The organism is Ruminococcus sp. (assembly GCF_016283395.1).
This window is the reverse complement of record NZ_JAEEMU010000043.1, coordinates 87151-111217: the sequence shown is the minus strand read 5'-3', so window position 1 is coordinate 111217 and position 24067 is coordinate 87151. Positions and strand designations below refer to the sequence as shown.

24 protein-coding genes are annotated in these 24067 nt (G+C 46.3%); 17 read left to right on the top strand and 7 right to left on the bottom strand.

Annotation, left to right across the window (positions count from 1 at the left end):
• Together QZZ41_RS10385 and QZZ41_RS10380 are read left to right on the top strand one after the other, a co-directional pair.
• Window positions 1–1073, top strand: a 1073-nt coding sequence (locus tag QZZ41_RS10385) for a YfhO family protein (RefSeq protein WP_295071503.1), incomplete at its 5' end; no start/stop codon positions are given.
• 32 nt (window positions 1074–1105) lie between these two features.
• A complete protein-coding gene (locus QZZ41_RS10380) occupies window positions 1106–1645 on the top strand; it encodes an NUDIX domain-containing protein (protein ID WP_173331119.1) in 540 nt (179 codons plus the stop codon).
• 46 nt (window positions 1646–1691) lie between these two features.
• On the opposite strand, the gene spoVG is transcribed toward QZZ41_RS10380, so the two are convergent.
• On the bottom strand, window positions 1692–2006 hold the full coding sequence (gene spoVG, locus QZZ41_RS10375; RefSeq protein WP_173331118.1) for a septation regulator SpoVG: 315 nt from the start codon (window positions 2004–2006) through the stop codon (window positions 1692–1694).
• A gap of 324 nt (window positions 2007–2330) precedes the next feature.
• On the opposite strand from spoVG, the gene murC reads away from it, so the two are divergent.
• From murC to QZZ41_RS10300, 15 genes are all read left to right on the top strand, one after another.
• Entirely contained in the window at window positions 2331–3755 is a 1425-nt protein-coding gene (gene murC, locus QZZ41_RS10370) for a UDP-N-acetylmuramate--L-alanine ligase (RefSeq protein ID WP_295071495.1), read from the top strand.
• 2 nt (window positions 3756–3757) lie between these two features.
• Window positions 3758–4339: a transcriptional repressor LexA gene (lexA, locus tag QZZ41_RS10365; protein ID WP_295071492.1), complete on the top strand. Its 582-nt coding sequence runs from the start codon at window positions 3758–3760 to the stop codon at window positions 4337–4339.
• 112 nt (window positions 4340–4451) lie between these two features.
• Window positions 4452–4886 (top strand): hypothetical protein, encoded by a 435-nt coding sequence (locus QZZ41_RS10360; protein WP_295071489.1) that lies wholly within the window; start codon window positions 4452–4454, stop codon window positions 4884–4886.
• Window positions 4887–4964: 78 nt separating this feature from the next.
• Entirely contained in the window at window positions 4965–5441 is a 477-nt protein-coding gene (locus QZZ41_RS10355) for a pyridoxamine 5'-phosphate oxidase family protein (protein ID WP_295071486.1), read from the top strand.
• A 5-nt stretch (window positions 5442–5446) separates the two neighbouring features.
• Window positions 5447–6148, top strand: coding sequence for a DUF4405 domain-containing protein (locus QZZ41_RS10350; RefSeq protein WP_295071483.1), 702 nt, complete (start codon window positions 5447–5449; stop codon window positions 6146–6148).
• 213 nt (window positions 6149–6361) lie between these two features.
• Window positions 6362–6724 carry a cell division protein ZapA gene (locus tag QZZ41_RS10345; protein ID WP_028518409.1) on the top strand — a complete coding sequence of 121 codons (363 nt, stop codon included), beginning with the start codon at window positions 6362–6364 and terminating at the stop codon, window positions 6722–6724.
• Window positions 6724–8754 (top strand): U32 family peptidase, encoded by a 2031-nt coding sequence (locus tag QZZ41_RS10340; protein ID WP_295071479.1) that lies wholly within the window; start codon window positions 6724–6726, stop codon window positions 8752–8754. Before QZZ41_RS10345 ends, QZZ41_RS10340 begins: the two co-directional genes overlap by 1 nt.
• Window positions 8755–8756: 2 nt before the next feature.
• A complete protein-coding gene (gene dut / locus QZZ41_RS10335; RefSeq protein WP_074714304.1) occupies window positions 8757–9194 on the top strand; it encodes a dUTP diphosphatase in 438 nt (145 codons plus the stop codon).
• Between the two features lie 37 nt (window positions 9195–9231).
• On the top strand, window positions 9232–9489 hold the full coding sequence (locus tag QZZ41_RS10330; RefSeq protein ID WP_051411552.1) for a DUF4321 domain-containing protein: 258 nt from the start codon (window positions 9232–9234) through the stop codon (window positions 9487–9489).
• A 184-nt stretch (window positions 9490–9673) separates the two neighbouring features.
• The gene (locus QZZ41_RS10325; protein WP_028518405.1) at window positions 9674–10690 is read left to right on the top strand and encodes a rod shape-determining protein; all 1017 of its coding nucleotides are present in this window, start codon (window positions 9674–9676) and stop codon (window positions 10688–10690) included.
• 11 nt (window positions 10691–10701) lie between these two features.
• Window positions 10702–11625 carry a rod shape-determining protein MreC gene (gene mreC / locus QZZ41_RS10320; RefSeq protein WP_295071472.1) on the top strand — a complete coding sequence of 308 codons (924 nt, stop codon included), beginning with the start codon at window positions 10702–10704 and terminating at the stop codon, window positions 11623–11625.
• A complete protein-coding gene (mreD, locus tag QZZ41_RS10315; RefSeq protein WP_295071469.1) occupies window positions 11615–12193 on the top strand; it encodes a rod shape-determining protein MreD in 579 nt (192 codons plus the stop codon). The genes mreC and mreD overlap by 11 nt, the downstream gene beginning before the upstream one ends.
• 53 nt (window positions 12194–12246) lie before the next feature.
• Window positions 12247–14520: a penicillin-binding transpeptidase domain-containing protein gene (locus QZZ41_RS10310; protein WP_295071466.1), complete on the top strand. Its 2274-nt coding sequence runs from the start codon at window positions 12247–12249 to the stop codon at window positions 14518–14520.
• 338 nt (window positions 14521–14858) lie between these two features.
• Window positions 14859–15641, top strand: coding sequence for a M23 family metallopeptidase (locus tag QZZ41_RS10305; protein WP_295071463.1), 783 nt, complete (start codon window positions 14859–14861; stop codon window positions 15639–15641).
• Between the two features lie 400 nt (window positions 15642–16041).
• Window positions 16042–16581, top strand: a complete 540-nt coding sequence (locus tag QZZ41_RS10300; RefSeq protein ID WP_295071460.1) for a flavodoxin family protein — start codon at window positions 16042–16044, stop codon at window positions 16579–16581.
• 57 nt (window positions 16582–16638) lie between these two features.
• Here QZZ41_RS10300 and fba read toward each other — a convergent pair whose 3' ends face one another.
• From fba to QZZ41_RS10270, 6 genes are all read right to left on the bottom strand, one after another.
• Window positions 16639–17502: a class II fructose-1,6-bisphosphate aldolase gene (gene fba, locus QZZ41_RS10295; RefSeq protein ID WP_295071457.1), complete on the bottom strand. Its 864-nt coding sequence runs from the start codon at window positions 17500–17502 to the stop codon at window positions 16639–16641.
• Window positions 17503–18138: 636 nt separating this feature from the next.
• Window positions 18139–18456 carry a hypothetical protein gene (locus tag QZZ41_RS10290; RefSeq protein WP_295071454.1) on the bottom strand — a complete coding sequence of 106 codons (318 nt, stop codon included), beginning with the start codon at window positions 18454–18456 and terminating at the stop codon, window positions 18139–18141.
• Window positions 18457–18710: 254 nt separating this feature from the next.
• The gene (murD, locus tag QZZ41_RS10285; RefSeq protein WP_295071451.1) at window positions 18711–20060 is read right to left on the bottom strand and encodes a UDP-N-acetylmuramoyl-L-alanine--D-glutamate ligase; all 1350 of its coding nucleotides are present in this window, start codon (window positions 20058–20060) and stop codon (window positions 18711–18713) included.
• Window positions 20057–21439, bottom strand: coding sequence for a hypothetical protein (locus QZZ41_RS10280; protein ID WP_295071448.1), 1383 nt, complete (start codon window positions 21437–21439; stop codon window positions 20057–20059). The genes murD and QZZ41_RS10280 overlap by 4 nt, the downstream gene beginning before the upstream one ends.
• A 20-nt stretch (window positions 21440–21459) precedes the next feature.
• Entirely contained in the window at window positions 21460–21840 is a 381-nt protein-coding gene (locus QZZ41_RS10275) for a metal-dependent transcriptional regulator (protein WP_074714315.1), read from the bottom strand.
• Window positions 21841–21961: 121 nt separating this feature from the next.
• The gene (locus tag QZZ41_RS10270; RefSeq protein ID WP_295071444.1) at window positions 21962–24022 is read right to left on the bottom strand and encodes an N-6 DNA methylase; all 2061 of its coding nucleotides are present in this window, start codon (window positions 24020–24022) and stop codon (window positions 21962–21964) included.
• Window positions 24023–24067 lie beyond the last annotated feature (45 nt).

Here is a 24067-nt window from a genome sequence, read left to right as displayed (position 1 = left end):
CCAAGGACGCCCGCGACTATATCGATTCCGCGATAAACGGCAGGGAAAACGTCTATGAGGCGGTCTCGGAGAATAACTTCTTCCGCACCGATATCTCCGACGACTGCGACAACTACCCCATGCTGTGGGGGCTTCCCTCCATGAGGGCTTTCCAGAGCGTTGTCAGCACCTCTATCATGGAGTTTTACGACAATATCGGCGTACAGCGCGATGTTGCCTCGCGTCCCGACTTAACGCATTACACGCTCCGCGGTCTGTGCTCCGTGAAGTATTTCTACCGCGAGGTCACTGACGGCTGCGCGATAGACAAAATATCCGGCAAAACTCAGGATATCTCCGACAAGACCGGTAAAAACGGCATAAACGCCTCAAAGGTGGATATCAGGGAGTACCTCCCCGGCTTTAAGCTGGTGGAGTCCGGCAAGAATTTCGAGGTCTACGAAAACGAGCTCTACATCCCCATGGGATTCGGCTACGATACGTATATCTCAGAGGACACCGCAAAGGGATTCCTCAAAGGCACACGCGAAAAAATGCTTATAAAGGCACTCGTCCTCAGCGATGAGCAGATAGAAAAATACGGCGATATCCTCACGGAAATGTCACCTGCCCTGCCGCATAATTTCTCGAGAACGAGCTACGAACGTGCCTGCCATGAAAAACAGAGGAACTGCTCTAAGAGCTTCTCCTATGATTCCCACGGCTTCACCGCCGATATAGAGCTCAAAAAGCCGGAGCTCGTATTCTTCAGCGTCCCATACAGCGAGGGCTGGACTGCTTCCGTCAACGGCAAGCCCGCCGACGTTGAAAAGGTCTCGTACGGCTTCATGGCGGTAAAGGCTGACGCCGGCGATAACAAAATAGAGTTCCGTTACGAAACTCCCGGCTTCCGCACCGGAGCCTGTATCTCGCTCGGAGCAGGAGGCGTGTTGATAGTCTATTTGCTGATAATGCGCTTGTTCGACAAAAAACGCCGCTTCAAACGCTTCACGCACAGCTATGACTACAGCTCGCTTGAAAAGGTCTCCGCATCGGAGATATACACCCGAAGCTTTATCAAAAAGGATCAATAAATCAGTACACATAATATACAGGAGGAATTTACATGCATCTTGATGAAAAAACACTCAGAAGCGAAACTATCTACGAGGGTCCCATATTCACAATTACCCACGACACCGTTGAGCTCGAAAACGGAAAAGAAGCTATCCGCGATGTTCTTCTGCATCACGGCGGAGTCTGCGTGCTCCCCGTAAATGAGGACAACGAGGTCTTTCTCGTTAAACAGTTCCGTTACCCCTTCCGCACGGTTACTCTCGAAGCTCCCGCGGGCAAGCTCGAAAAGGGCGAGGACCACGCTGAATGCGGCAGACGCGAGCTCCTCGAAGAAACAGGCTGTACCTGCTCGGAGTACACCTTCCTCGGCGAGATGTACCCCACTCCCGCATACAACACCGAGATAACCTATATGTACCTCGCGAGAGGACTCTCCTACGAGAAGCAGTCCCTCGACCCCGATGAGTTCCTCGACGTTGAGAAGATGCCCCTCTCAGATGCGGTAAAGCTCGTAATGGAGGGAAAAATACCCGACGGAAAGACTCAGATAGTCATTCTCAAGGCTGCAAAAATGCTCGGTATAGACTAAAAAAGAAAGCATTCATCGGGACGCCCCGCTGAATGCTTTTTTCATGTTATTCTTCATTCTCTCCTGTTTCAGCTTCGCCGGCAGAAGCCTCTTCTGCGGCGATAACCGCCATTTGCCTTTCATAGGCTTCAAGTATGCTTTCCTCGAAAAGCTTCCTTGCCGCGCCCGAGATAGGGTGAACTATATCACGGAAGACACCGTTTTCATCTTTCCTGCTCGGCATTGCAACGAATAACCGCTCATCGCCCTGCACTACCTTGATATCATGAACTGCGAACATATCGTCGATAGTTACAGAAACGACTGCGCGAAGCCTTCCCTCGGTCATTATTTTCCTTATTTTGACATCTGTGATCTCCATGCTGTGCTACCTCCTTTACTATGGATTCTATTACGTCGAACTGAAAAACAAATTTTACCATTGTTTATTCATCAAAACATATGTCCGCATTATATTATAACTCATTAATCTAAAAAAAGCAATACTTATTTGAAATAATTAAAAAAATATTCGCCGATGTAAACCGTAAAAGTGACGTGCCGGTGACATTCAGCAAAAATCCGAACATTTATTCAAATTTGCTATTGAAAAATCCTGCGGGATATGTTACAATAATAAAATAGGTATACTATGTCAGCTCGCGGAAACGACTGACTCAACACATATTAGAAAAGGTGATAGATTTTGGATAACAGTATCTTGAATATCTTAGAAGGCAAAAAGCATATTCACTTCATCGGTATCGGCGGCTCGGGAATGTATCCCCTCGCGCAGATACTCCACGGACAGGGCTACTACCTCACCGGCTCTGACAACAACGAGACCGAAACTCTCGACGCCGTAAGAAATATGGGTATCCCCGTGTTCATCGGTCAGCGCGCCGAGAATATCGAGGGCGCAGACCTCATCGTCCATACTGCCGCTATAATGGCTGACAACCCCGAGCTCATGGCCGCAAAGGCAAGCGGTGTTCCCGTGCTCGAGCGTGCAGACCTCCTCGGTATCGTTACGAGCTGGTACGATAACGCTATCTGCGTTTCCGGTACTCACGGCAAGACCTCCACTACTTCTATGATAACTCAGATACTCTTCACCGCAGGTATCGACCTCTCTGCATACATCGGCGGAAAGCTCCCCTGCATCGGCGGAAGCGGCAAATCCGGCACAAGCGATATCCTCGTTTGCGAATCCTGCGAATTCGAGGACCACTTCCTCAAATTTTACCCCGATATATCCGTTATACTCAATATCGACGCCGACCACCTCGACTACTTCGGCACTCTCGAAAACATCATCAAGTCCTTCCATAAATTCAACGAGAACACCTCGAAATGCATCATCATAAACGGCTCTGACGCCAACTCCGTGAAGTCGCTCGAGGGCATAACCGGCAAGGAGATAATCACCTTCGGCAAGGACAGCTCCTGCGACTACTATCCCGAGAACGTAAAACATGAAAACGGTCTCCTCACCACTTACGATGCTATGTACAAGGGCGAAAAGCTTGGCACTGTCACTCTTCACGTTGCAGGCATACACAATGTCCTCAACTCACTTGCAGCAGTTGCCGCTGCCCGTTATGTTGGCACTGATTTCAAGTTCATACAGAAAGGTCTCGAGGACTTCCGCGGTGCTAAACGCCGTTTCGAGAAGCTCGGCTTTGAAAAGGGCATAACCGTAGTCGATGACTACGCTCACCACCCAACCGAGCTGGAAGCTACTCTCAATGCAGCTATGGAGATGAATTTCAACCACGTATGGGCTGTGTTCCAGCCTTTCACATTCTCACGTACAAAGCTCCTGCTTGACGACTTTGCAAGAGTTTTACAGATACCCGATCACGCAGTTCTTACCGACATAATGGGAAGCCGTGAAAAAAACACCTACGGTATCTTCACCCGTCACCTTGCAGAAAAGATACCGAACTGCATATGGTTCCCACAGGACGAGACAGCTGAATGGACAGACGAAAGAAAAAACGCTAACTTTGAACAGATATGCGACTATGTATGTAAACACGCCGAGGAGGGCGACCTTGTGATCACTCTCGGCTGCGGTGACGCTTACAAGATCGCTAAGATGATACTGAAAAAGCTTTCGGAGGAATAATTATGCTCAAGGATAAGGAAATCGCTGTTTTCAACTATATCAAATCCCGTCTCAGTGACGGTATGTCGCCGTCAGTCAGAGAGATAATGGACGCAATGGGTTTCAAATCCACATCAACTGCTCACCGTTATATCGAGACTCTTGTCCGCAACGGACTCATCGAGAAAACAGGCAACCTGAACCGCACCCTGCGTCTGCCAAACAGCGGAACTACTTCCGTTCCCGTTATGGGCACCGTCACAGCAGGTCAGCCTATCACAGCTGTTGAAGATATCACGGGATATATCGGCTTTGAAGCTCCGGGAGTTGATCCGCAGGATCTTTTCGCACTGAAAATACGCGGCGAGAGCATGATAAACGCAGGTATCCTCGACGGTGATATCGTTATCGTTCAGCGCGCGAATTACGCTGAAAACGGCGATATCGTCGTAGCCTTTATCGACCGTGAGGAGGCTACTGTCAAGACTTTCTACAAGGAGCGCGGACACTACCGCTTACAGCCTGAGAACGATACAATGGAGCCTATCATCGTTGACGAAGTGGAGGTTCTCGGCAAGGTCATCGGCTTGAAGCGTTACTATTAAGCCGTTAGCTCTTAGCCATTAGCCATTAGCCTTTAGCTTGTAGGGGACGGCGTCCTCGACGTCCCTCAGACAGACGTTACTACGATAAATCGGAATTTATGTGAGGAATAATATGATATTAAAAAGAGGAATTACAGGTTTTTTTGACGGCGATAATTGTTCTTTAACAGAAAATGGCTATATGGCTTTCAAACAAGTCTGTTATTGCATTCAGACAAATACAACTAATTTACTTGATATTTGTAAACCTGATAACGCCAATTATTTTTATGCTCACTTTAATACATATGGAAAGGAACTTTATGTTCTTCTAAATAAATATCACCCTATCATAGCTTTTACAAATGAACTTACTTTTATGAATAAAGTATTTATTAACGTTCCAGAAAACCACGTTTACTTTATGAATTATGATATAGTTAGTGCTGATATCTTAAATTCTCCATTCACTAATATTGAATATGATTTATTCAAGGTAGAATTGGAACAAATAAAATATTGGAATCCTACTTCTATTGGAAATATTATTTTTAATGAATGGGATTAAAAGTATATATTCTGATTTATCTCAGACTCTCAACTCTCAATTCTAAACTCTCAACTAAAACAACTCCGAGGTGAAAACATGACACTAAACGAAATAATGGCACTTATTGACCGTTCATTATTTGCCGCTATAGGATACACCGACGAACAAAACAGACAGAATATACGCAAGGTTTTCTGCGTATGGCATAAGGGCTTGGGCAGACACCTAATCTCCACGAATACAAGTTCGAGCCATGTAAAGAGCCTTATGAAAAACAATAACGTATGCCTGTACTTCTCAGACGATACAACATTTGAGGGGGTATGCCTGTACGGAAGAGCTGAGATACGCTCCGAAAGAGAGTATAAGGAGCTCCTCTGGAATGAGGGCGACGAAAAATACTACCCCAACGGTATAGATGACGAGGACTACTGCGTTCTTGAAATAATAGCCGAAAGCGGCAGGTTTTACCGATTTGACGGAAAAGGTGATCTGTCAAAGGCTGATATTGACTCCTTCGACAGTGACAAAAAATACGAAAACGGGTACTCAAAGTTCAATGAAAAGAGTTGATAACAATGCAGGATAAGCACCAGAATAACGATCTTAACGACATATTGTCAGCCTTTAAGTCAGCTGCGTCCGACGACGGAAGCTCTTCAGGAAAGAAAATGAGCTCAGAGGAAGCTGCGGCAAAAGTCGAGGAAATGTTTGCACAGGCAAGGGCTCAGAGTGCAAGTAAAAAGAAAAAGCGCGGCAGTTCATCTGCCGAAGAAGCTCCTGTTTCTTTTGAATTTCCCGAGACAGCTCCCGAACCCTTGAAAACCGAGGAAAAGAGCGCAGGCATATCAATAGTTACAAAGGAAAAGAAAGAAAGTGCAAAGGCGAAAGATGAGAGATTACAGTCTGACGTTGCCGCACTTTCCACAGAGCTGACCGAGGGAAGGCTGAGTTCGGAAGAAGCTGAGAAAAAGATCACCGAGATGCTGACTCTTGCAAGCTCGCAAAATCAGAAAAAAACGAATAATTCAGCCTATTCCCCAAAAACAGTCGAAGTCATTGTTCTTACAGTCATTGCTGTTCTGCTTTTTGTTATTACAACGGACTCGGGACTCCCCGGACCGCTTTCCCCTGTCGCTATCCTTCTCCCTGCTCTTTTCGGAATAGGATACAGATATTTCAAACAGCAGTTACCTATACGCAAAGCTGTTACGGAAAGTATCCCTCACATCATAATATCAGCTGTATTTATGATAGGTGTCATACTCGCCTTTATATAAGTTGAGAGTTATTATTTAACTCTTTCTGCAAATATTTATAATGGAGGATATCACATACAAATATATATCCTGCTCTGTAATAACGTTCACACTATCACTATGCACTGACAACTTCTCACTAAAATAAAAATTTTTCAAAAACCTCTTCCATTTCTGCGAAAAATAGTGTATAATGTAAGTTGGTTTAAAATACGCCACGGAAAGGACGATACTATGCTTAATGAAGTTAAGGTAATCATCTGCGGAAAGGAATACAAGATAAAGACCGCAGAAGCACCTAATTACGTATTTGCTCTCGCAAGAGCACTTGAAACAAAGATCAACGAGATCACCGCAGCAAGCGGTTCTTCACCCTATGCTGCTTCAATAATGGTCGCTATGGCTCTCCTTGACGACCTCAACAAGGCTAATCAGCGTCTTGACAGTATCCGCGACCAGACTAAGGAATATGTTGACGAGGCTGGCAGAACACGTATCGAGCGTGATGCTGCACAGAAGGAGATCGAAGTCCTCAAGTCAAAGATAGTTCAGCTTGAGAATATGGTAAAGCTCAAGCAGCTCAGTGACAGCATTTAATGAATAAAGCCGAAATACTCGCCCCCGCAGGCAGCATGGAGACTTTACAGGCTGCTCTCAGATCGGGTGCAGACGCTGTATACATAGGCGGCAAGCGTTTTTCCGCCAGAAGCAGTGCTGCAAATTTCTCTGCGGAGGAAATAGCCGAAGCCGCAAGGCTCTGCCACAAGTACGGTGCAAAGCTGGATCTTGCGGTGAATACTATCATTTCCGATGAAGAAGCCGAAAAGTTCTGCGAATATATCAAAGCCGCTGCACAAAGCGGAGTTGACGCGTTCATCGTTCAGGACTGGGGCTGTGCGGAGCTTATACGCCGCTGTGTTCCCGATGCCATACTTCACGGCTCTACACAGATGTCGGTGCATACCGCCGAGGGAGCTTCCCTGCTCCGAGAGCTGGGCTATGCAAGGGTAGTCCCTGCGCGAGAGCTTGACAAAACTGCTATTTCACGCATCTGCAATGTGGGTATAGAGACCGAGATATTCGTACACGGTGCGCTGTGTATGTCAGTTTCGGGACAGTGCTATATGTCCGCCATGATAGGTTCGCGTTCCGCTAACCGCGGCTGCTGCGGACAGGCTTGCAGACTGCCGTTCTCGGCTGTGGGAAATAAGAGCAAAGCCGCATTGTCACTGAAAGACCTTTCTCTCCTGCCATATGCACAGGAGCTTGCAGAAATGGGCGTTGACTCATTCAAAATAGAGGGACGCATGAAACGCCCCGAATATGTAGCTTCGGCAGTACACGAACTCAAAGCTTCTCTTGACGGTGAAGCCCCCGATATGAAGCTCCTGCGCGGAGTTTTCTCGCGAAGCGGCTTTACCAACGGTTACTATACCGCACAGAGAACGGATATGTTCGGCGTACGCGAGAAGGACGATGTTATTTCCGCTCACGAGCTTATACCAAAGATACACGAACTATACCGCTTTGAGCGCAAGGCTTTTACTGCTGATTTCCATGCAGTCATAAAGAATGACACACCTGTGTGCATTACTGCGACTTGCGGTGATATCTCGGTAAGTGCTCAGGGTGATATCCCTCAGCAGGCTATAAATCGCCCTACCGATATAGATATGCTCACAAAGCAGCTTTCTAAGCTCGGAGATACGGTATTCAGCTTCGGTAAGCTTACTGCCGATATAGATGAAGAACTTATTGTCCCCGCAGGCAAGCTCAACGAGCTGCGCCGCGAAGTGGCTGAAAAGCTCACAGAACGCATTATATCTGCAAATACACCTGCTTATACCATAACGGACTATTCACCGCAGAAGCCCGAACGCTCCGCAGTCTGTATGTCTGAAAAGCTTCCTGTAAGGACTTTCTGCCGAACAACGAAGCAGGCTGTCATTGCAGCTCCTCTTTCGGAATATGTAATTATCCCCGAAGAGCTGATAAATGATGAACTTCTCGGTGCCGTGGATACGGAAAAGATAATAGTTTCTCCTCCGCGCTTCATTGCCAATGAGGAAAAACTGGCAGGCAGACTTATCGAACTGAAAAGCAAGGGCTTGAACAGGCTTTACTGTCATACTCCCGATCATATCGCTATGGGCAGAAAGTCGGGATACAAGCTCCACGGAAGCTTCACCCTGAATGTTTACAACTCATTCAGTGCCGAATATCTTCACGGTCTCGGACTTGAGGACTGCGTTTTCTCCGTTGAAGCTACATTGCCGCAAATAGCCAATGTGCGTACATCTCTGCCGATGGGTGCGGCAGTATACGGCAGACTTCCCCTTATGCTCACACGCAACTGCCCCATAAAGAATGAAGTGGGCTGCGGAAAATGCACAAAGAAGCTCATTGACCGCACAGGACGCGAGCTCCCTGTAGCCTGCTCAAAGGACTACGTGGAGATACTCAACGCCGACAGACTCTCCATGCTTGACAGAACAGACGAACTCAGCAATATATCATTCGGTGTCGCTTATCTCTCAGATGAGGACGATGATATGATACGCTCCGTTCTCTCAGGTCGAAAGCCGCAGGGAAACATCACCCGCGGACTATACTACAGAGGTATCTGAATATGAAACTTACCTTCAAAAAACTTGATCCAAAGGCTGTTATCCCCTCCCGTGCCACAGCAGGGAGCGCAGGTCTTGACCTTTGCGCCTGCCTCGATGAGCCTGTTACTCTCGAAGCAGGAGAGATAAAAATGATACCCATAGGTATCACTGCACAGCCTGACTGTGACGATATCGCACTGCTCATCTACCCACGCTCGGGACTCTCATCAAAATTCGGAGTCTCACTTGCCAACTGCGTTGGTGTTGTTGACAGCGATTACCGCGGAGCATGGTTCGTTCCGCTCATCAACCACGGAAAAGCTCCGTTTACGGTCGAACACGGTATGCGTATCGCACAGGTGATCCCAACACGTATCTTAATGCCCGAGATAGAAGTCAGCGACGAACTCTCGGAGACTGAGCGCGGAAGCGGCGGCTTCGGCTCGTCAGGCATCTGATATATACTAAGTTTTACAAAAGATTGGAGATATTATTATGAAAAAAACTCTATATTTTCTGCTTCTTCTTATATGCGGCTGTATACTCGGCGGAATAATCGCAAGTGCGGCTTCGGGCTCATTCGCATGGCTTGGCTGGTCAAGAGGTATCACACTCGCTCCGAGTACATTTGCTACCGACCTTATCTCACTTACCTTCGGTTTTTCTATAAATATCAGCGTTGCACAGGTCATCTGTATCATCGCAGCGATATATGCATACATAAAGACCGCTCCAAAGGTGATCTCAGGCTGAAAAATATATCTTCTGTTGTCCTTTTCGACAGTTTTTCATCACCAGCGGACAGTTATGTCACCGTAATACACTAAATTTGTCGGGAAATGCTTTTTCTCGCCGAAAATTCTTGTACATATGTCCCTTTGGTGATATAATATAATATGTGTATAACAAGAATTAATGCATTTTAAGGAGCTGCAAAATGTTTACAAAAGATATTGGCATTGACCTCGGAACTGCTAATACCCTCGTATATATGAGGGGAAAAGGTATAATAATAAGAGAGCCTTCAGTAGTTGCCGTAAATACAAGAACGGATAAATGCCGCTATGTCGGTAAGGAGGCAAAGGACGTCATCGGTCGTACCCCCGGTTCTATCGTTGCTGTCAGACCTCTGAAGGACGGCGTTATCGCCGATTTCGATATAGCTACCACAATGCTTCAGGAATTTATAAGGAAAGCCCTCAAGGGTACTCTTTTTACCAAAGCTAACGTTATCATCTGTATACCTTCGGGCGTTACTGCCGTTGAAAGACGTGCTGTACGTGAGTCCTGCAAAAAGGCAGGTGCTAACAACGTACTCATTATCGAGGAGCCTATGGCTGCCGCTATCGGTGCAGGTCTCCCCACAAACGCTCCCGCAGGCAGCATGATAGTTGATATCGGCGGCGGTACGAGCGAAGTCGCTGTAATATCAATGGGCGGCATCGTTGCTTCACGCTCTGTAAGATGTGCAGGCGATGAGTTCGATGCAGCTATCATCAACTATATCAAGAAAAAGTATAATCTCCTCATCGGTGAAAGAACTGCCGAGAACATCAAGCTGGATATCGGCTCTGCTTTCCCAAGTGAGAAGGAAGAAGCTCAGGAGATAAAGGGAAGAAATCTTCTCAACGGTCTCCCAGAGAATATAACAGTTACTTCTGCCGAGATACGTGATGCTCTCGTTGAGCCCCTTTCAAGAGTCATAGACGCTATAAAGTCCACTCTTGAAGAAACCCCTCCCGAGCTTTCGGCAGATATCATCGACCACGGCATTACACTTGCAGGCGGCGGCGCACTTCTCCGCGGTCTGGACAAGCTAATAAACCGCGAAACAGGTATGCCCGTTTATATCGCCGAGTATCCTCTTGACTGCGTTGCAGAGGGTACAGGCAAGATACTGGAAAATATCAGCGATTATCAGGACGCTCTCACCGAAAACGTCAAGTACTATTAAGGAGGAGCTTCATGCGTGAATTCTTTAAAAGCACCAGATGTAAGGTCCTGCTTGCTTTTCTCGCTTTCCTTATTGGTATAATGATCTATGCCGTCACAAGAGGCGGCTATTCCATTTCGGGAGCCTCCTTTATCAATACAGTAACAAAGCCTTTCCGTGCAGCCTCCAACAGGATAAGCATGAAAATGGAGAATACTGTCGATAAGCTCTCAAACGCCGACAAATACTATGAGGAGAACGAACGCCTCAAAAAACAGATAGGCGAGCTCAATGCTCAGCTTACAGAATATGACGCTATAAAGGCAGAAGTTGAAGAGCTCCGCAAATTCGTTACCATAAAGGAAAAGAATGAGGATTATCAGCTTTCTCAGCCATGCGGCGTTCTGGGCTATGTTACCAATGATCCTTTCAAGTCGTTTACTATTGACAAGGGCTCTGAGGACGGTATCCTTGTGAACTGCCCTGTTGTTACCGCAGAGGGACTTGTAGGAATAACAGTTGAGGTGTCAAAGCACGTTTCCACTGTGAGAACTATCCTTTCTCCTGATCTTTCCGTAGCAGCTGTTGCTTCGTCGTCAAATGCCGATCAGGGCATAATCGAGGGCAATATACTCTCTTCTGAGAACGGTCAGACAAAGCTTATCCACGTTCCGAAAAAGAACAAGCTCAAACGCGGCGACCTTATGATAACCACAGGTACAAGCGGACTTTTCCCCAAGGATTACCCTATCGGTACTATCCTTGAAATAGGTCTCGACTCTAACGGTCTTTCCGTATGTGCTGATATACAGCCATGTGTGGACGTTACAAGACTTACCTCTGTCATTGTTATAACCGATTTCAGCGGTAAATTCCATGAGGACGAGGACGAAGAAAGCAACGAAAAGTCTGAGGATAAGGCTGATAAGGACGAGGGAAAAGCCCATGAGGATTAAAACTACCCGTCAGCAGCATATCCTGCGCATAAAAACAACACTGCGCTGGCTGCTGTATTACCTGCTTATCTTCCTGAGCTTTATCATAATGACCTCGGGAACGCTCTATAAGCCCATACTCCTTGTGCCCCTTGCCATAGCTATCTCTATAAACAACAATATCTACGGTTCGGCAGTAACGGGAGCATTCTGCGGTTTTCTCATTGATATATGCTGCGGCAAGCTTTTCGGATATAATGCCGTTATACTTGCATTCTTCTGCATATTGACCAATCTTGTATTTGAGCTTTACCTGAAAAACCGCTTCATCAATTATCTGATGATAACGGCTGTAGTATCATACATACAGTGCTGGCTGGATTATAAATTCTACTATCAGATATGGGATTACGAAAATGTAGGACGCATATTCGTGAGAGTTTCCCTTAGAGTCTGGGCATACACTGTAATATCAGCTTTCTTCATGTATCTCCTTGTAAAGCTTGTCAACAAGCTGCTCATGCCAAAGGAGCACCTTACTATCGAAGAAGCTATAAATACAAATATACAAAACGAAAACAAAAGATGAAATGCTTCGACCGCACTTTAACTGTGCGGTCAAAACTATAAGGAGGCAGTTAATTGAAAGGATTTGCAGAAAACCTAAAATCCATGATCATTATCCTGCTGGTAGTCCTGCTCGCTCTGCTCAGTTCACTGAGACTTATGAAAATACAGGTAGTCGGCGATAAGAATATCGCTGCTCCGAACCAGTATGAGCCGGGTACTCTTACCTATAACAAAGGCGTAAAGGCTACCCGCGGAGAAATAATCGACTATGACGGCAATGTGCTCGTTACAAACGACTCCAGAACAGACCTTGTCCTCAGAATGGCTTTCTTCCCTACCGATCTGCAAGAGGGCAACAAAACTCTTCTCGGAATTTACCGCGCACTTGAGGAAAGAGGCTATAAATTCAAGGAAAGCATACCCGTATCCTTTACAAAGCCTTATGTTTTCACATCAAAGGAGACAGATGAGCTTATCTCAGACCTTAACCTCAATGTTTATGCTACTGCCGAAAACTGTATCGACAAGCTCATATCCGATTATGAGATAGACGATAAGTATAATGACGAGGAAAAACGTATCATTGCAGGTATGCGCTATCAGATGATAGATAAGGACTTCTCCTACAGCAATGATCTCCTCCTCGCTGAGGGAGTCGATGAAAAAACTGTAGTTGACCTTAAAGAGCTTGGCAACTTCTATCGCGGCATCGAAGCTATCGATGCTTCCGAGCGAAAGATAGTCCGCGGAGATATTCTCCCACACGAGATAGGCACTGTAGGTCCTATCTACGCAGAAGAATATGACGAGCTTAAAAATAAGGGCTACAGCTACAACGATGTGCTCGGAAAGAGCGGTATCGAAGCCGCTATGGAGACCGAACTGAGAGGTCTTAACGGACAGGAACAGATAGCTGTCAAGGACGGTGTGGTAAGAGATGTAAAGACTATATCCGATGCCACATCAGGTGAAACTGTCAAGCTCACCGTAAACGGTGCTTATCAGCTGAAGCTCCAGAATATACTTGATAACTTCCTTACCAACACTTTCCCGTCTATAAATCCCAAACCTTCAATACTCAAAGGCAACTGCGGTGCAATATGCGTTCTTGACGCTAAGACAGGTGCTGTAAGAGGAATGGCTACAGCTCCGACCTACAATCTCAAGGATTACACAGAAAACTATGACTACTTTTTGCAGGCTAAGGATACTCCCCTTGTTAACCGCTGCACATATGGTCTTTACCGTCCGGGTTCAACTTTCAAGACCATTACTGCTACAGCAGGTCTGAATGAGGGAGTCATCACAGGAGGAACTCCCCTTGTATGTCATCAGGGATATGATTTCTACGGAACATACTACTCCTGTACGGGCTATCACGGCAATATCACTGTCCGCCCTGCTATCGAGGTATCATGTAACTGCTTCTTCTACGAAGTATCAAGAATGTTGGGTATCGACAATATCACAAAGTACGCCAAGCTCTACGGACTCGGCTCACATACAGGCATCGAAACAGGCGATGCTGAGGGCTATCTCTGTAACCCCGAGACCTTTGCCGAGCACGGTCAGGAATGGTATATCGGTTACGTTATACAGGCAGGTATCGGTAACCAGGACTGCGGTATGACTCCGCTGCAAATGGCTGTAGTTGCCAATACTATCGCTAACCGCGGTGTAAGATATCAGCCATATCTGGTAGACAGCTATTACAAATACGGCACAGATACTCTTATCAAAAAGACCGAGCCTACTATAGCTCAGCAGATAGAGCTGAATACTCCCGACCTTTACGACTATATCATCGGCGGTATGATGGACGCTGCAAGAAGTATGCCTGCAAGATACTCTCTTACAGACTTAGGCTACGATGTTGCTATAAAGACAGGTACTCCTCAGACAGGTCGTAACCTCGATGAGCAGAACTCATTCTTCATCGGCTTTGCTCCTGCTGACAACCCCGAAGTTGCTTTTGCAGGCGTTATCGAAAGCGGTGAGTATTCAAAGTATATGATACGTGACCTTCTCCTTGCTTATCAGGAGTGCTACGGTCTTAACGGCGTTAAGCCCTCGAAGCAGAAGCTCCCCGAGGAAGTACGTCCCGAGCTTACAACTACATCATCTACTACTACAACTACCACTACTACGACTACCACAACTACTGTTGAAACTGTTATCGAACCATATTCAGAAGCTCTCACAGATGCTCCTGCTGAGCCGTGGACTCAGCCTGTTCAGCAGCAGCCTTGGACAGAATACCCTGCCGCTGTTCCAACAGAGCCTACAGTGCCTTACGATCCTAATGCACTTTCTCCCGAAGCTTCACAGGATCCGAACTATCAATGATAATTTAAAACTCAAAGGGACGATATTATATCGTCCCTTTTTTGTGCCCGAGTGATTAGTTATTAGTGGTTAGTGCATAGTGTAGGGGCAATGCCACATCGCTCCGTTTGGACTTCGTTACATTTTGTCGAGCTGATGTGAGCAAAAGTCCCAACACTCTCAACTATCAGCTCGCGGACGACCTCTGGTCGTCCCTACAATTCTACTCACTAATAACTAATCACTATGCACTAATCACTAACCACTTGCTGACTTCCAAAGGCAGCCGCTCTAAGTTCTAAAGCATAAAAATGTATATTTTCCGACTAATTGTCAATAATATGGTCGGAGGTGTTAGTGTGAAGAAAAACGAACTGACCGATAAACATTATGCAAAAGGCTCTAAGGGCTTCTATGCCGCACTTGGTATAAGTGCTGTTATGATAGGAGCTGCCTGCCTTTTTGCTCACAAACAGGGCGACAGGATAGCCGATATGAAACCTGTCACAAACAAGCCTGCTGTCCATGAAGCAGCCGTTGACAGACAAGTTACAAACATACCCAAAGCCACGACTCCTGCTTACAGAGTCACTACCGCAGTGGTCACAATGCCGATTTTTACGGACGCACCCACAGCGACAATACCTGCTGCTGAGATAAGCGTAGATGCTCCCCCTGCTGCCGAACCCGTACAGGCAGAAGCAGAGGAAACTGCCGCACAGGACATGACAGACCTTAAACTCCCTGTGGCAGATATAAGCAATATCATCAACCCATTCAGCGGCGGCGAGCTTGTAAAAAACGAGACAACAGGCTCATGGCAGACTCACAATGGTGTGGATATAGCCGCCGAAGTAGGTGCAGAGGTCTATGCCGTAGCTGGCGGTGAAGTAACAGCTGTGAAGAACGACGCTCTGTGGGGAGTAACTCTGCTCCTCGACCACAAAAACGGATATACTACCAGATACTGCGGACTCAATGCTGACCTTGCCGTGCAGGAGGGAGACAAACTCAACGGTGGCGATGTCATAGGAACTGTTGGAGGCTCTGCCGATATCGAAAGCTCACTTGCTCCACATATCCACATTGAAATGACACACAACGGCGCATTTATTGATCCATTGCCTTTACTGGGAAGTTAAAAATTATGTCTTTTGTAGGGGACGGCGTCCTCGACGTCCCGTTGTAGGGGCGGATATTATCCGCCCGTAAGTTTCAAAGTCCAATTAGGGAACGCCTTCTCTTGCAAAGCGTTCCCTCTTTCAAAACAGTCCACTGGACTGTTTTGAAATTCACCCTTTGCGATGCGCCTTCGAATTATTTCGCTGTTCTTTAAGAACTGGGAACAGCGACCAAAGACTCTGCCAAAGGAACACAGTCCCTTTGGAATCCCGTTCATACGCTCATCAAGTAATTACGTTAACTCATAATTTATAAAAGCCATAGCCCTTAAACTTCCGTATGAATACCGCCTTTACATATTGACTTTTGCGTGATACTGTGCTATAATCTGTTTTATTATCATAAAACGGAGGTATCAGTATGAAAGCACTAATTATCAATTGCAGCCCCGTAAGAAACGGCGCAACAGCGGAGATAGTCCGCATAGTCACAGAGGAATTGTCAAAAAAATACACTGCCGAAAGTATCTGCATAGACGACTATGATTTCAGCTTTTGCAAAGGGTGCAGAAGCTGCCATAATACAGCGGAGTGTGTTCAGCACGATGACATTGATGTAATTATGGATAAATTCGAGAACGCCCATATCATCGTTTCTGTAGCTCCCTCCTACTGGGCTGACGTTCCTGCTCAGTTCAAGGCTTTCATCGACAGATGCACTCCGTGGTGCAATACACATGAGCCTCATGCAAAGCTCAGCAGCGGCAAAAAAGGCTACTCCATAGCACTGCGAACAGGTCCGAATATGAAAGAGTGCCAGCGTATCATAGGAACTATCGAGCACTTCTACGGTCATCTCGAAATAGAATGCTGCGGCAGTCTGGGATTATGCTCCATAGAGTACAAGGAAGCCGTTGAACCGAAAAAGTCTGAGATTATAGCTTTCTGCGATACTATATAAAAAGAAAAACCTGAGAACGCAAAGTCCTCAGGTTTTATATTTATGGAATTATTATGATCAAGCCTTGTTAACGCTTCCGAAGAGCTCCATCTTCTCCTTGACCTTAGCCTTGATAGCCTCAACGCCTGGTGCGAGAAGCTTTCTTGGGTCAAAGCCCTTGCCCTGCTTGTCCTTGCCAGCTTCAACATATCCTCTTGTAGCCTCAGCAAATACGAGCTGACACTCTGTGTTTACGTTGATCTTAGCAACGCCGAGAGAGATAGCCTTTGTGATCATATCGTCAGGGATACCTGTACCGCCGTGAAGTACGAGAGGCATCTCGCCAACAGCCTTGTTAACAGCCTCAAGAGTCTCAAAGCTGAGACCTTCCCAGTTTGCAGGATATACACCGTGGATATTACCGATACCAGCTGCGAGGAAGTCAACACCGAGGTCTGCGATCATCTTGCACTCAGCAGGATCTGCGCACTCGCCCTTACCGATAACGCCGTCTTCTTCACCACCGATAGCACCTACTTCTGCCTCGATTGAAAGACCAAGATTGTGAGCAGCATTTACGAGCTCAGTTGTCTTAGCAACGTTCTCGTCGATCGGGAAGTGTGAACCGTCGAACATGATTGATGTAAAGCCAGCCTTGATGCACTTGTAGCAAGCACCGTATGAGCCGTGGTCGAGGTGAAGTGCAACAGGAACTGTGATTCCGAGAGACTTGTCCATAGCTGCAACCATAGCTGCAACAGTCTCAAAACCGCACATATACTTACCAGCACCCTCTGAAACACCGAGGATAACAGGTGAATTGCACTCCTGAGCTGTCTGAAGGATAGCCTTAGTCCACTCAAGGTTGTTGATATTGAACTGACCTACTGCGTATTTGCCTGCTCTTGCTTTCTGGAGCATTTCTGTAGCTGAAGTTAACATAGATATAATTCCTCCTGAGAATTCATTTACGGGGATCGTGACCCCATCGTTAATATTATATCATAGGTTGCTGTGAATTGCAAGAGTTTCCATAAAATTTAGCAATAAAAGCCTATTTGGCAAGTTTTTAGTGGTTAGTGCATAGTGATTAGTTATTAGTAAGCAGGATTGTAGGGGCTGGCGTCCTCGACAGCCCGAGCCTTACGCAATAAGTAACATGAACGCACTGTAGGGGCGAGTTCCGCTCGCCCGTGTGCATCTTACATAATATATGCAGCATTAGCACATTGTAGGGAACGCCTCCCAACAGGAGCCGCGACCCTCTGTCAGCTATGCTGACATCTCCCTGCACTACAGGGAGTCACCCTCGGCGTTCCGCAACTAACAATGAAATTAACATGAACCTATGTAGGGGCGAGTTCCGCTCGCCCGTTTAATAATTGTAAATGGCAATATGTTTATTGCGACGCACATATTTACATATCATATATACAAACTCCACCCGAGGTGTATCTTTTTTGAAATTCAATGGTTTTCCGTTGAAAAATCTCCTTTTTTCGCCCTCTTATAGAAAAACATAAAAAGGGCGGAATGATCCGCCCTACTACTATCTACTCATTACTCTCTACTTACTGATCATTTGTAGAACAATGAGACATCAATCTCTTCTTGCTCCTCATTTTCTTTGGAAATATCAGGAAAACTGTTTCTGTTAGCTGATGCAATATTGTAGAAAGTAGAGCTTGTTTCTGCTAAATAATCATATAAGTATCCGAATACATATATTACGAAACAGATAATATAACTGAAAAACAGTGAGACCAGTGTTAACACAAGCGAAAAGCCCCTCCGATTACTTATTGAACAAACCGAAGAGATCACACTGCCAATTACCGAGATAATAAACATTACTCCTGACACTATTTTAAGTTTTTGGCCTATATTGCGTAACATAAAATGCGCCCCCTTACAAGTATTATATATCCCTAAGAGTACATTGTCAATAATATTCCCACAGCCGCCGCTTATTTTGTAAAGTTTGATAGATGCGGAGAACTGTTTTTTGTACACTAATAATAATATATAAGATATATAATATGAACAAAATGTGTATTTTTCTGAAACTAAAGGTAAAACTATTGGTATGTATAGGCGGAGCTTATCCGCCCGTTCTCAATATAAGGAAGATTAAAGAGAATATTTCCCTGTTACTTGCCCAGTTGGGCAACAAGTGCTTTGAAAGCGTCACCGCGCTCCTCAAAGTTCTTGAAAATGCCGTAGCTTGCAGCCGCAGGCGACATAACGCAGCTCATACCCTCGGGAGTTATCTCCGCAGCAAGCTTTACTGCGACCTCAAGGTGGTCGGCGTAGTGTACGCGGTCTTTATCCTTGAAGCCGCCGCATGACTGTATCATATCGAATACACGCTTGCCAGAAGCTTCCATGCAGATGACCCTTACATCAAAATCAGCGAGGAAGTCCACAAGTGAAGTATAGTCGATACCTCTGTCCATACCGCCGATGAGGATAGTTCCCACGCTTGGAACGCTCTGCAATGCAGATATAGCAGTTGCGCAGGCAGTAGAGATAGAGTCGTCATACCAGCGTATACCGCGGACAGTGTCCACATATTCAAGGCGGTGAGCCAACGGGTCAAACGTGCGTACAGCCTTGTCGAAGTCGGCTTCGTTCACGAACTGACTGCAAACGCCAAGTGCAATAGCGATATTGTAATGATTATGAACGCCAAGAAGCTTTATATCGTCAACAGGAATACTGTACTTCCTGCCGTTTTCGTAGTTCACGATACCGTCAGCAACGTATATATCCGTACCGCTGTCGGAGTTTGAAACGCGGATAACTTGCGTATTATCACAGTTTGGAGCTATGTCGCTGCTGCACCACAAATAGTCGCCTCTCTGCTGGTGGAGGTAGATATTCTTCTTTGCGTTGTAGTAATTCTCCATAGTACCGTAGTGGTCGAGGTGTTCCTCATAAAGATTGAGGAATACTGCATAATGCGGAGAAACTGTCATATATTCAAGCTGGTGGCATGAAAGCTCACAGACCACAACTGTCCCCTGAGACATACCCTCAGCAATATCGAATACAGGGATACCGATATTTCCTGCGATACGGCAGTCAACTCCCGACTCCTTCAGCACATGATATATGAGCGAAGTAACAGTGCTCTTGCCCTTTGTACCTGTAATGCCGATGATCTTTTCACGAAAGACCTCGAAGAACACCTGTGTTTCACAGGTTATCTGACATTTAAGCTCACTGAGGGGCTTTTCGAGGACAATTCCGGGACTTTTGAACACCATGTCAAAATCGTCCAGACACTGCTGATATTCCTTGCCGCAGATAAGCTCAACGCTGTCGGGGATCCCGTTTGCCTCACGGTCAACGGGATTAAGGTCTGCAATAGCTAAAGAAGCCTGTTTTCCGTACTTTTCCAGTATCTTGTATGTGGACTTTCCCTCTCGTCCGAAGCCGAGAATGCATATCTTTTTTCCGTCAGTATATTCTGTTATATATTCGCTGAATTTATTCACAGCAAACGCTCCATTTCCTTTGTCAGTATGTTTTTGAATTCCTCGGGCAGCAGGTTCTGCTCGTTAAATGAGCCGCAGCACTTCTCATTGAGCATATCAATGGTCTCAGGGTGATAAAGTCCCCGTGACTTGTATTCCTCAAACAGCATCGGGAGCTTCTCCCCGTCCTTTTCAAGTTTGCGTATTGCCAGTGAAACTGCAAGATTCACCTCATCGATACTTCCCACGCACTCAAAAGGCTTGTGCTCGGACTGTCCGATAAGCTCGATGAAGTACTCCTTCATCTTCTCGTCGTTCAGCATATCCCTGCCGAAAATGTCATTAAGCGACCCAAGACTGAGGAACGGCGATAGTATCAGGCATACGAAAAGGCATTTCGGACACTCTCCGCACCATATATCGGGAGATACCTTGCTTCCGAGATTACAGCTTCTGAAAATCGGCAGATACTTCCTGTGAGATACGAACATCTTTGCTATCTGGAATTCCGCAAGAGGACGCAGGAAGCTGAAATAGTACTGTCCCGTGCGGAGATACTTCTCCTCATAGTTGTGGAAATCCTGCTCGAATTCAAAGCTCTTGGAATACTGGTGATTTACGTCCTGCCCTACAACTGTGCTCTCGTTTGCACTTGACTCGTTGGAGAGGACGATATATTTAAGTCCGTTGAGGTAAGCTGTTATCTCAGCCGAAAAGGCAACTATGGACGAAAACGGCGTATGACCGTTGATATAGCCCTTGTTGTTAAGGTCGATAAGCGAGCGGTCAAAGTGACGCTGTGAGATTATCAGTGCATCTTCGGAAAGACCTGCCGTAGTAACGGTGTCGATAATGGAACGGCGTTTGTTTATGGAGTAACACCTGCACTTCATACCTGCATTAACAAGAGTTTCAAGTGTCAGTGCAGAGTCCTTTCCGCCGCCTACAGGCACAAGACAGCCTGAGGGCTGACGATTTGTCTCTTTCAGTGAGCTGTCAAAGCTGCCTGTGGGGACTATCTCCACGAAGCTTTCAAAATCGGCTTTTATGCCGTTTACGAAGAAAAGCTCGCCAAGTCCGAGGAACCACAGCTTTTTCCACCACTGTATCTGCTCACTGTCAAGCTCGCCGCACTCTACGCGGCACACGGGTGAACAGGCTGCTTTCCAGTAGCTTACGGCTTCTGCCATACCAAGCGAAAAGACCAGCCTCTCGAATGTAAGATCGCCCTTTACCGTCATATCCGCAGGCTTGCGGAAAGTCCAGCCCGGGGTGAACTTAGCTAAGTTCGGGAACTCGAATTCATAACCGACTTCTATAGTATCGGCAGTTTCCTCTATGCTGTATGACTTGTATACAAATACGGGAGCTTCCTCCCTGAATTGTTCATATTTACCCATTAAGTTCCTCCGAAAATAGCTTACTTCTGCTCTTCGGCAAGCTTTTTGTAATGTGCTTTCAAAAGGGCAAAGGTATCGTCCGACAGATCATGCTCGACCTTGCAGGCATCTTCAGCTGCAACATCACGCTTAACACCGAGATATGTAAAAAACTCGGTAAGAACTGTATGACGATCATATATGCGCTCAGCAACTATCCTTCCGCCGTCGGTGAGTCTGATGTGATTGTCGTCATCAACGGCAACAAGTCCCTCATCCTTCATCTTTTTGAGTATAATTGAGACTGTGGGACGGGAATAGCCAAGGTAAGAGCAGATGTCAATAGCGTGGACATCAGGCTGCTTCTGTGAAAGGATCAGTATTGTTTCAAGGTAATTTTCGACTGCTTCGGTAATAGCCATTCGTATTCTCCTTATCTATATAAATATTATGCTTCTGTCAACAATATACGGTTATATTATTATAACACAAAAAAACGTATAAATCAACTTTTACAGCGAAATATTTACACTTTTTCTGCATTCACAGCAAAGGGTGACGCTTGAAGTCATATGAAGTCTCGAAGCTGTCCCAGTCAGAGGCGCATATTTCCACGTTTTCGCGGACAATTGTCTCAATATCGGCATCATAGAGTTCATCTTCGGGCATGGGCAGTCTCGCCGCGTCTCCGGGGTTCATGTTCATGGTGGGATTGAGCACTTTTGCAAGCTCTGCGGCTACCTTGCTGTTGAGCAGACCGAGAAGCATAAGCAGCTGATGCTCATTTTCGGGAAATGCACTTGAACCTGCAACGTTGAACATGAAGTTTTCATCGTAATACCGCACTGAAAATGCTCCGCTTGTTATCTGTGACCAGCTAACTGACGGTCGGAAATTATAACTGAGCCCCTGCGGACGTGAGCGAAGTTTTCCCTTTTCATCGCAGAAATGCTTTATCTCATAGCCGTCGTTCTCCCAGTTTACGACAAATTCACGGTTTCCGTACCATTTTCTGTACTCGCCTCCCTTATTGAGAAGGTACCAACGCTTATTCTGATTATTCAAAAAGGCTATCCTATTTTTATCAACTTCATACCATCTCCGCAAAAAACGGTCATTATCTCCGGAGATAAGCCCTTCCCTTATATCAACAGAATTTCCGAGCGGAGCTCCACTGAAAGCCTTTAGTAAACCTTGTCCCAGCCAGTAGGCACAGGGAGCAGACGGTATCATCAGAAAGTCCGATGTATCGGCTTCAAATCGGTAGTCGCAGTCCTCTGCCCTCAATGCTTCCGAAGCTTTTTTGCGCTGCTGTTCCATTCCACCCTTGAAGTCTGTAAGTCTCAGATACACTCCTCTGCCGCTTTCAGCCGAATTTTTCATGGTAAAGGAGCATATGGGCACAGTGGCAGCTTCAAAGGCAGAGTACTCAAAGTGGATAAGCGTTTGCAGCGAGCAGTTTTCAAATATCCGCTTTCTCAGCTTTTCGTAGGATTGCAAAAACAGCCATGTAGCAGGAGTCAGAAAGCCCAGATATCCGCTGTTTTCAGCCATATCCATGCATCGTGCCATAAATGTCGAAAAGAGATCTGCTCCGTAATCACCGTAGTTTTTCTTGACGTATGCTGACAATTCCTCGTTCATGGCAGGCTTGCCGAGATACGGTGGATTAGTGACAACTACTGCATATTTCTGCCCGAGAAGCTTACCAATAATTGCTGCCTTTTCACTGACTTTCGGGAGGTCTTTTTCACAGTGCAGCGAGCCTATCGTTTCACTCACACCTGCAAAGTCATACACCTGAGGAAGTACGTCTGCTCCGTATTTATGAGCTTTTACGCGCAGAGCCGTCTCCGCGGCAGCTCTTGCACGTTCATCGAGTTCAAGTCCGAAAAGGTTGTATTTCAGAGTTTTTTTCGCAGCAATTTTTGCATCGTATCCAAGCGAGATATACTGTTCAAAAAATACATCGAACGCATACAGCAGCACATTGCCGCTGCCCATGCAGGGGTCTATGAGCTTTATCTCTTCAAGCGGAAGCTTTTCCGCCTTTTTCAGCTCGGCAGGAAAGCTTAGTTCTCCGCTATTTACGGTATAACCGTGCTCCGCAAGATATCTCCCGAGAGTGTTATCCGCCATATACCGCACCACCCAGTCGGGGGTGAAGATCTGCGTCGCAGGAGCTATTCTCTCGGTGCTGAGACGCTTGCTCTTTTTAAGTCCCACAGCTATCTCGTTCCTGTAAGGCTCGTTGTAGTACTGGTGACACCAGCCCAGCACTGCTTCATCTTCAAAAACTTCGGCTGGCAGAGACAAAAGCTCCGCAGCTGTTCCGCAGTCAGCCAAAAGCTGCTGCGGAACGGGCAGCTCGCCGTAAAGACTGAAAATACCGCCGTAATTATCTGCGAGCTGCCTGCACTTTTCCCCGAAAAGTGCGCTGCGGAGCTCCTCCGGCTCTGCCATGATATTTTCAACTGCCACACGCTCTGCATAAAGCATGGCACATAACCGCATGAATCCGCAGTATGCTTCTTTTTCGCCCACATCTGCAAGGAGCAGTGAACTCGCCCGTGCCGCTGTTTTTTTCAGTTGTAGATCGTTCACCTTATCATCTCCTCACAATTTCCAAAGGCGGACATTAAGTCCGCC

Bases quoted from the DNA above. Each gene is read 5' to 3' on its own strand.
- lexA (WP_295071492.1), top strand. From the start codon at position 3,758: ATGCTCAAGGATAAGGAAATCGCTGTTTTCAACTATATCAAATCCCGT.
- QZZ41_RS10355 (WP_295071486.1), top strand. From the start codon at position 4,965: ATGACACTAAACGAAATAATGGCACTTATTGACCGTTCATTATTTGCC.
- QZZ41_RS10275 (WP_074714315.1), bottom strand. From the start codon at position 21,840: ATGGCTATTACCGAAGCAGTCGAAAATTACCTTGAAACAATACTGATC.
- QZZ41_RS10325 (WP_028518405.1), top strand. From the start codon at position 9,674: ATGTTTACAAAAGATATTGGCATTGACCTCGGAACTGCTAATACCCTC.
- QZZ41_RS10280 (WP_295071448.1), bottom strand. From the start codon at position 21,439: ATGGGTAAATATGAACAATTCAGGGAGGAAGCTCCCGTATTTGTATAC.
- QZZ41_RS10360 (WP_295071489.1), top strand. From the start codon at position 4,452: ATGATATTAAAAAGAGGAATTACAGGTTTTTTTGACGGCGATAATTGT.
- QZZ41_RS10350 (WP_295071483.1), top strand. From the start codon at position 5,447: ATGCAGGATAAGCACCAGAATAACGATCTTAACGACATATTGTCAGCC.
- mreC (WP_295071472.1), top strand. From the start codon at position 10,702: ATGCGTGAATTCTTTAAAAGCACCAGATGTAAGGTCCTGCTTGCTTTT.
- spoVG (WP_173331118.1), bottom strand. From the start codon at position 2,006: ATGGAGATCACAGATGTCAAAATAAGGAAAATAATGACCGAGGGAAGG.
- QZZ41_RS10345 (WP_028518409.1), top strand. From the start codon at position 6,362: ATGCTTAATGAAGTTAAGGTAATCATCTGCGGAAAGGAATACAAGATA.
- dut (WP_074714304.1), top strand. From the start codon at position 8,757: ATGAAACTTACCTTCAAAAAACTTGATCCAAAGGCTGTTATCCCCTCC.
- QZZ41_RS10290 (WP_295071454.1), bottom strand. From the start codon at position 18,456: ATGTTACGCAATATAGGCCAAAAACTTAAAATAGTGTCAGGAGTAATG.
- QZZ41_RS10380 (WP_173331119.1), top strand. From the start codon at position 1,106: ATGCATCTTGATGAAAAAACACTCAGAAGCGAAACTATCTACGAGGGT.
- mreD (WP_295071469.1), top strand. From the start codon at position 11,615: ATGAGGATTAAAACTACCCGTCAGCAGCATATCCTGCGCATAAAAACA.
- QZZ41_RS10330 (WP_051411552.1), top strand. From the start codon at position 9,232: ATGAAAAAAACTCTATATTTTCTGCTTCTTCTTATATGCGGCTGTATA.
- QZZ41_RS10340 (WP_295071479.1), top strand. From the start codon at position 6,724: ATGAATAAAGCCGAAATACTCGCCCCCGCAGGCAGCATGGAGACTTTA.
- QZZ41_RS10300 (WP_295071460.1), top strand. From the start codon at position 16,042: ATGAAAGCACTAATTATCAATTGCAGCCCCGTAAGAAACGGCGCAACA.
- fba (WP_295071457.1), bottom strand. From the start codon at position 17,502: ATGTTAACTTCAGCTACAGAAATGCTCCAGAAAGCAAGAGCAGGCAAA.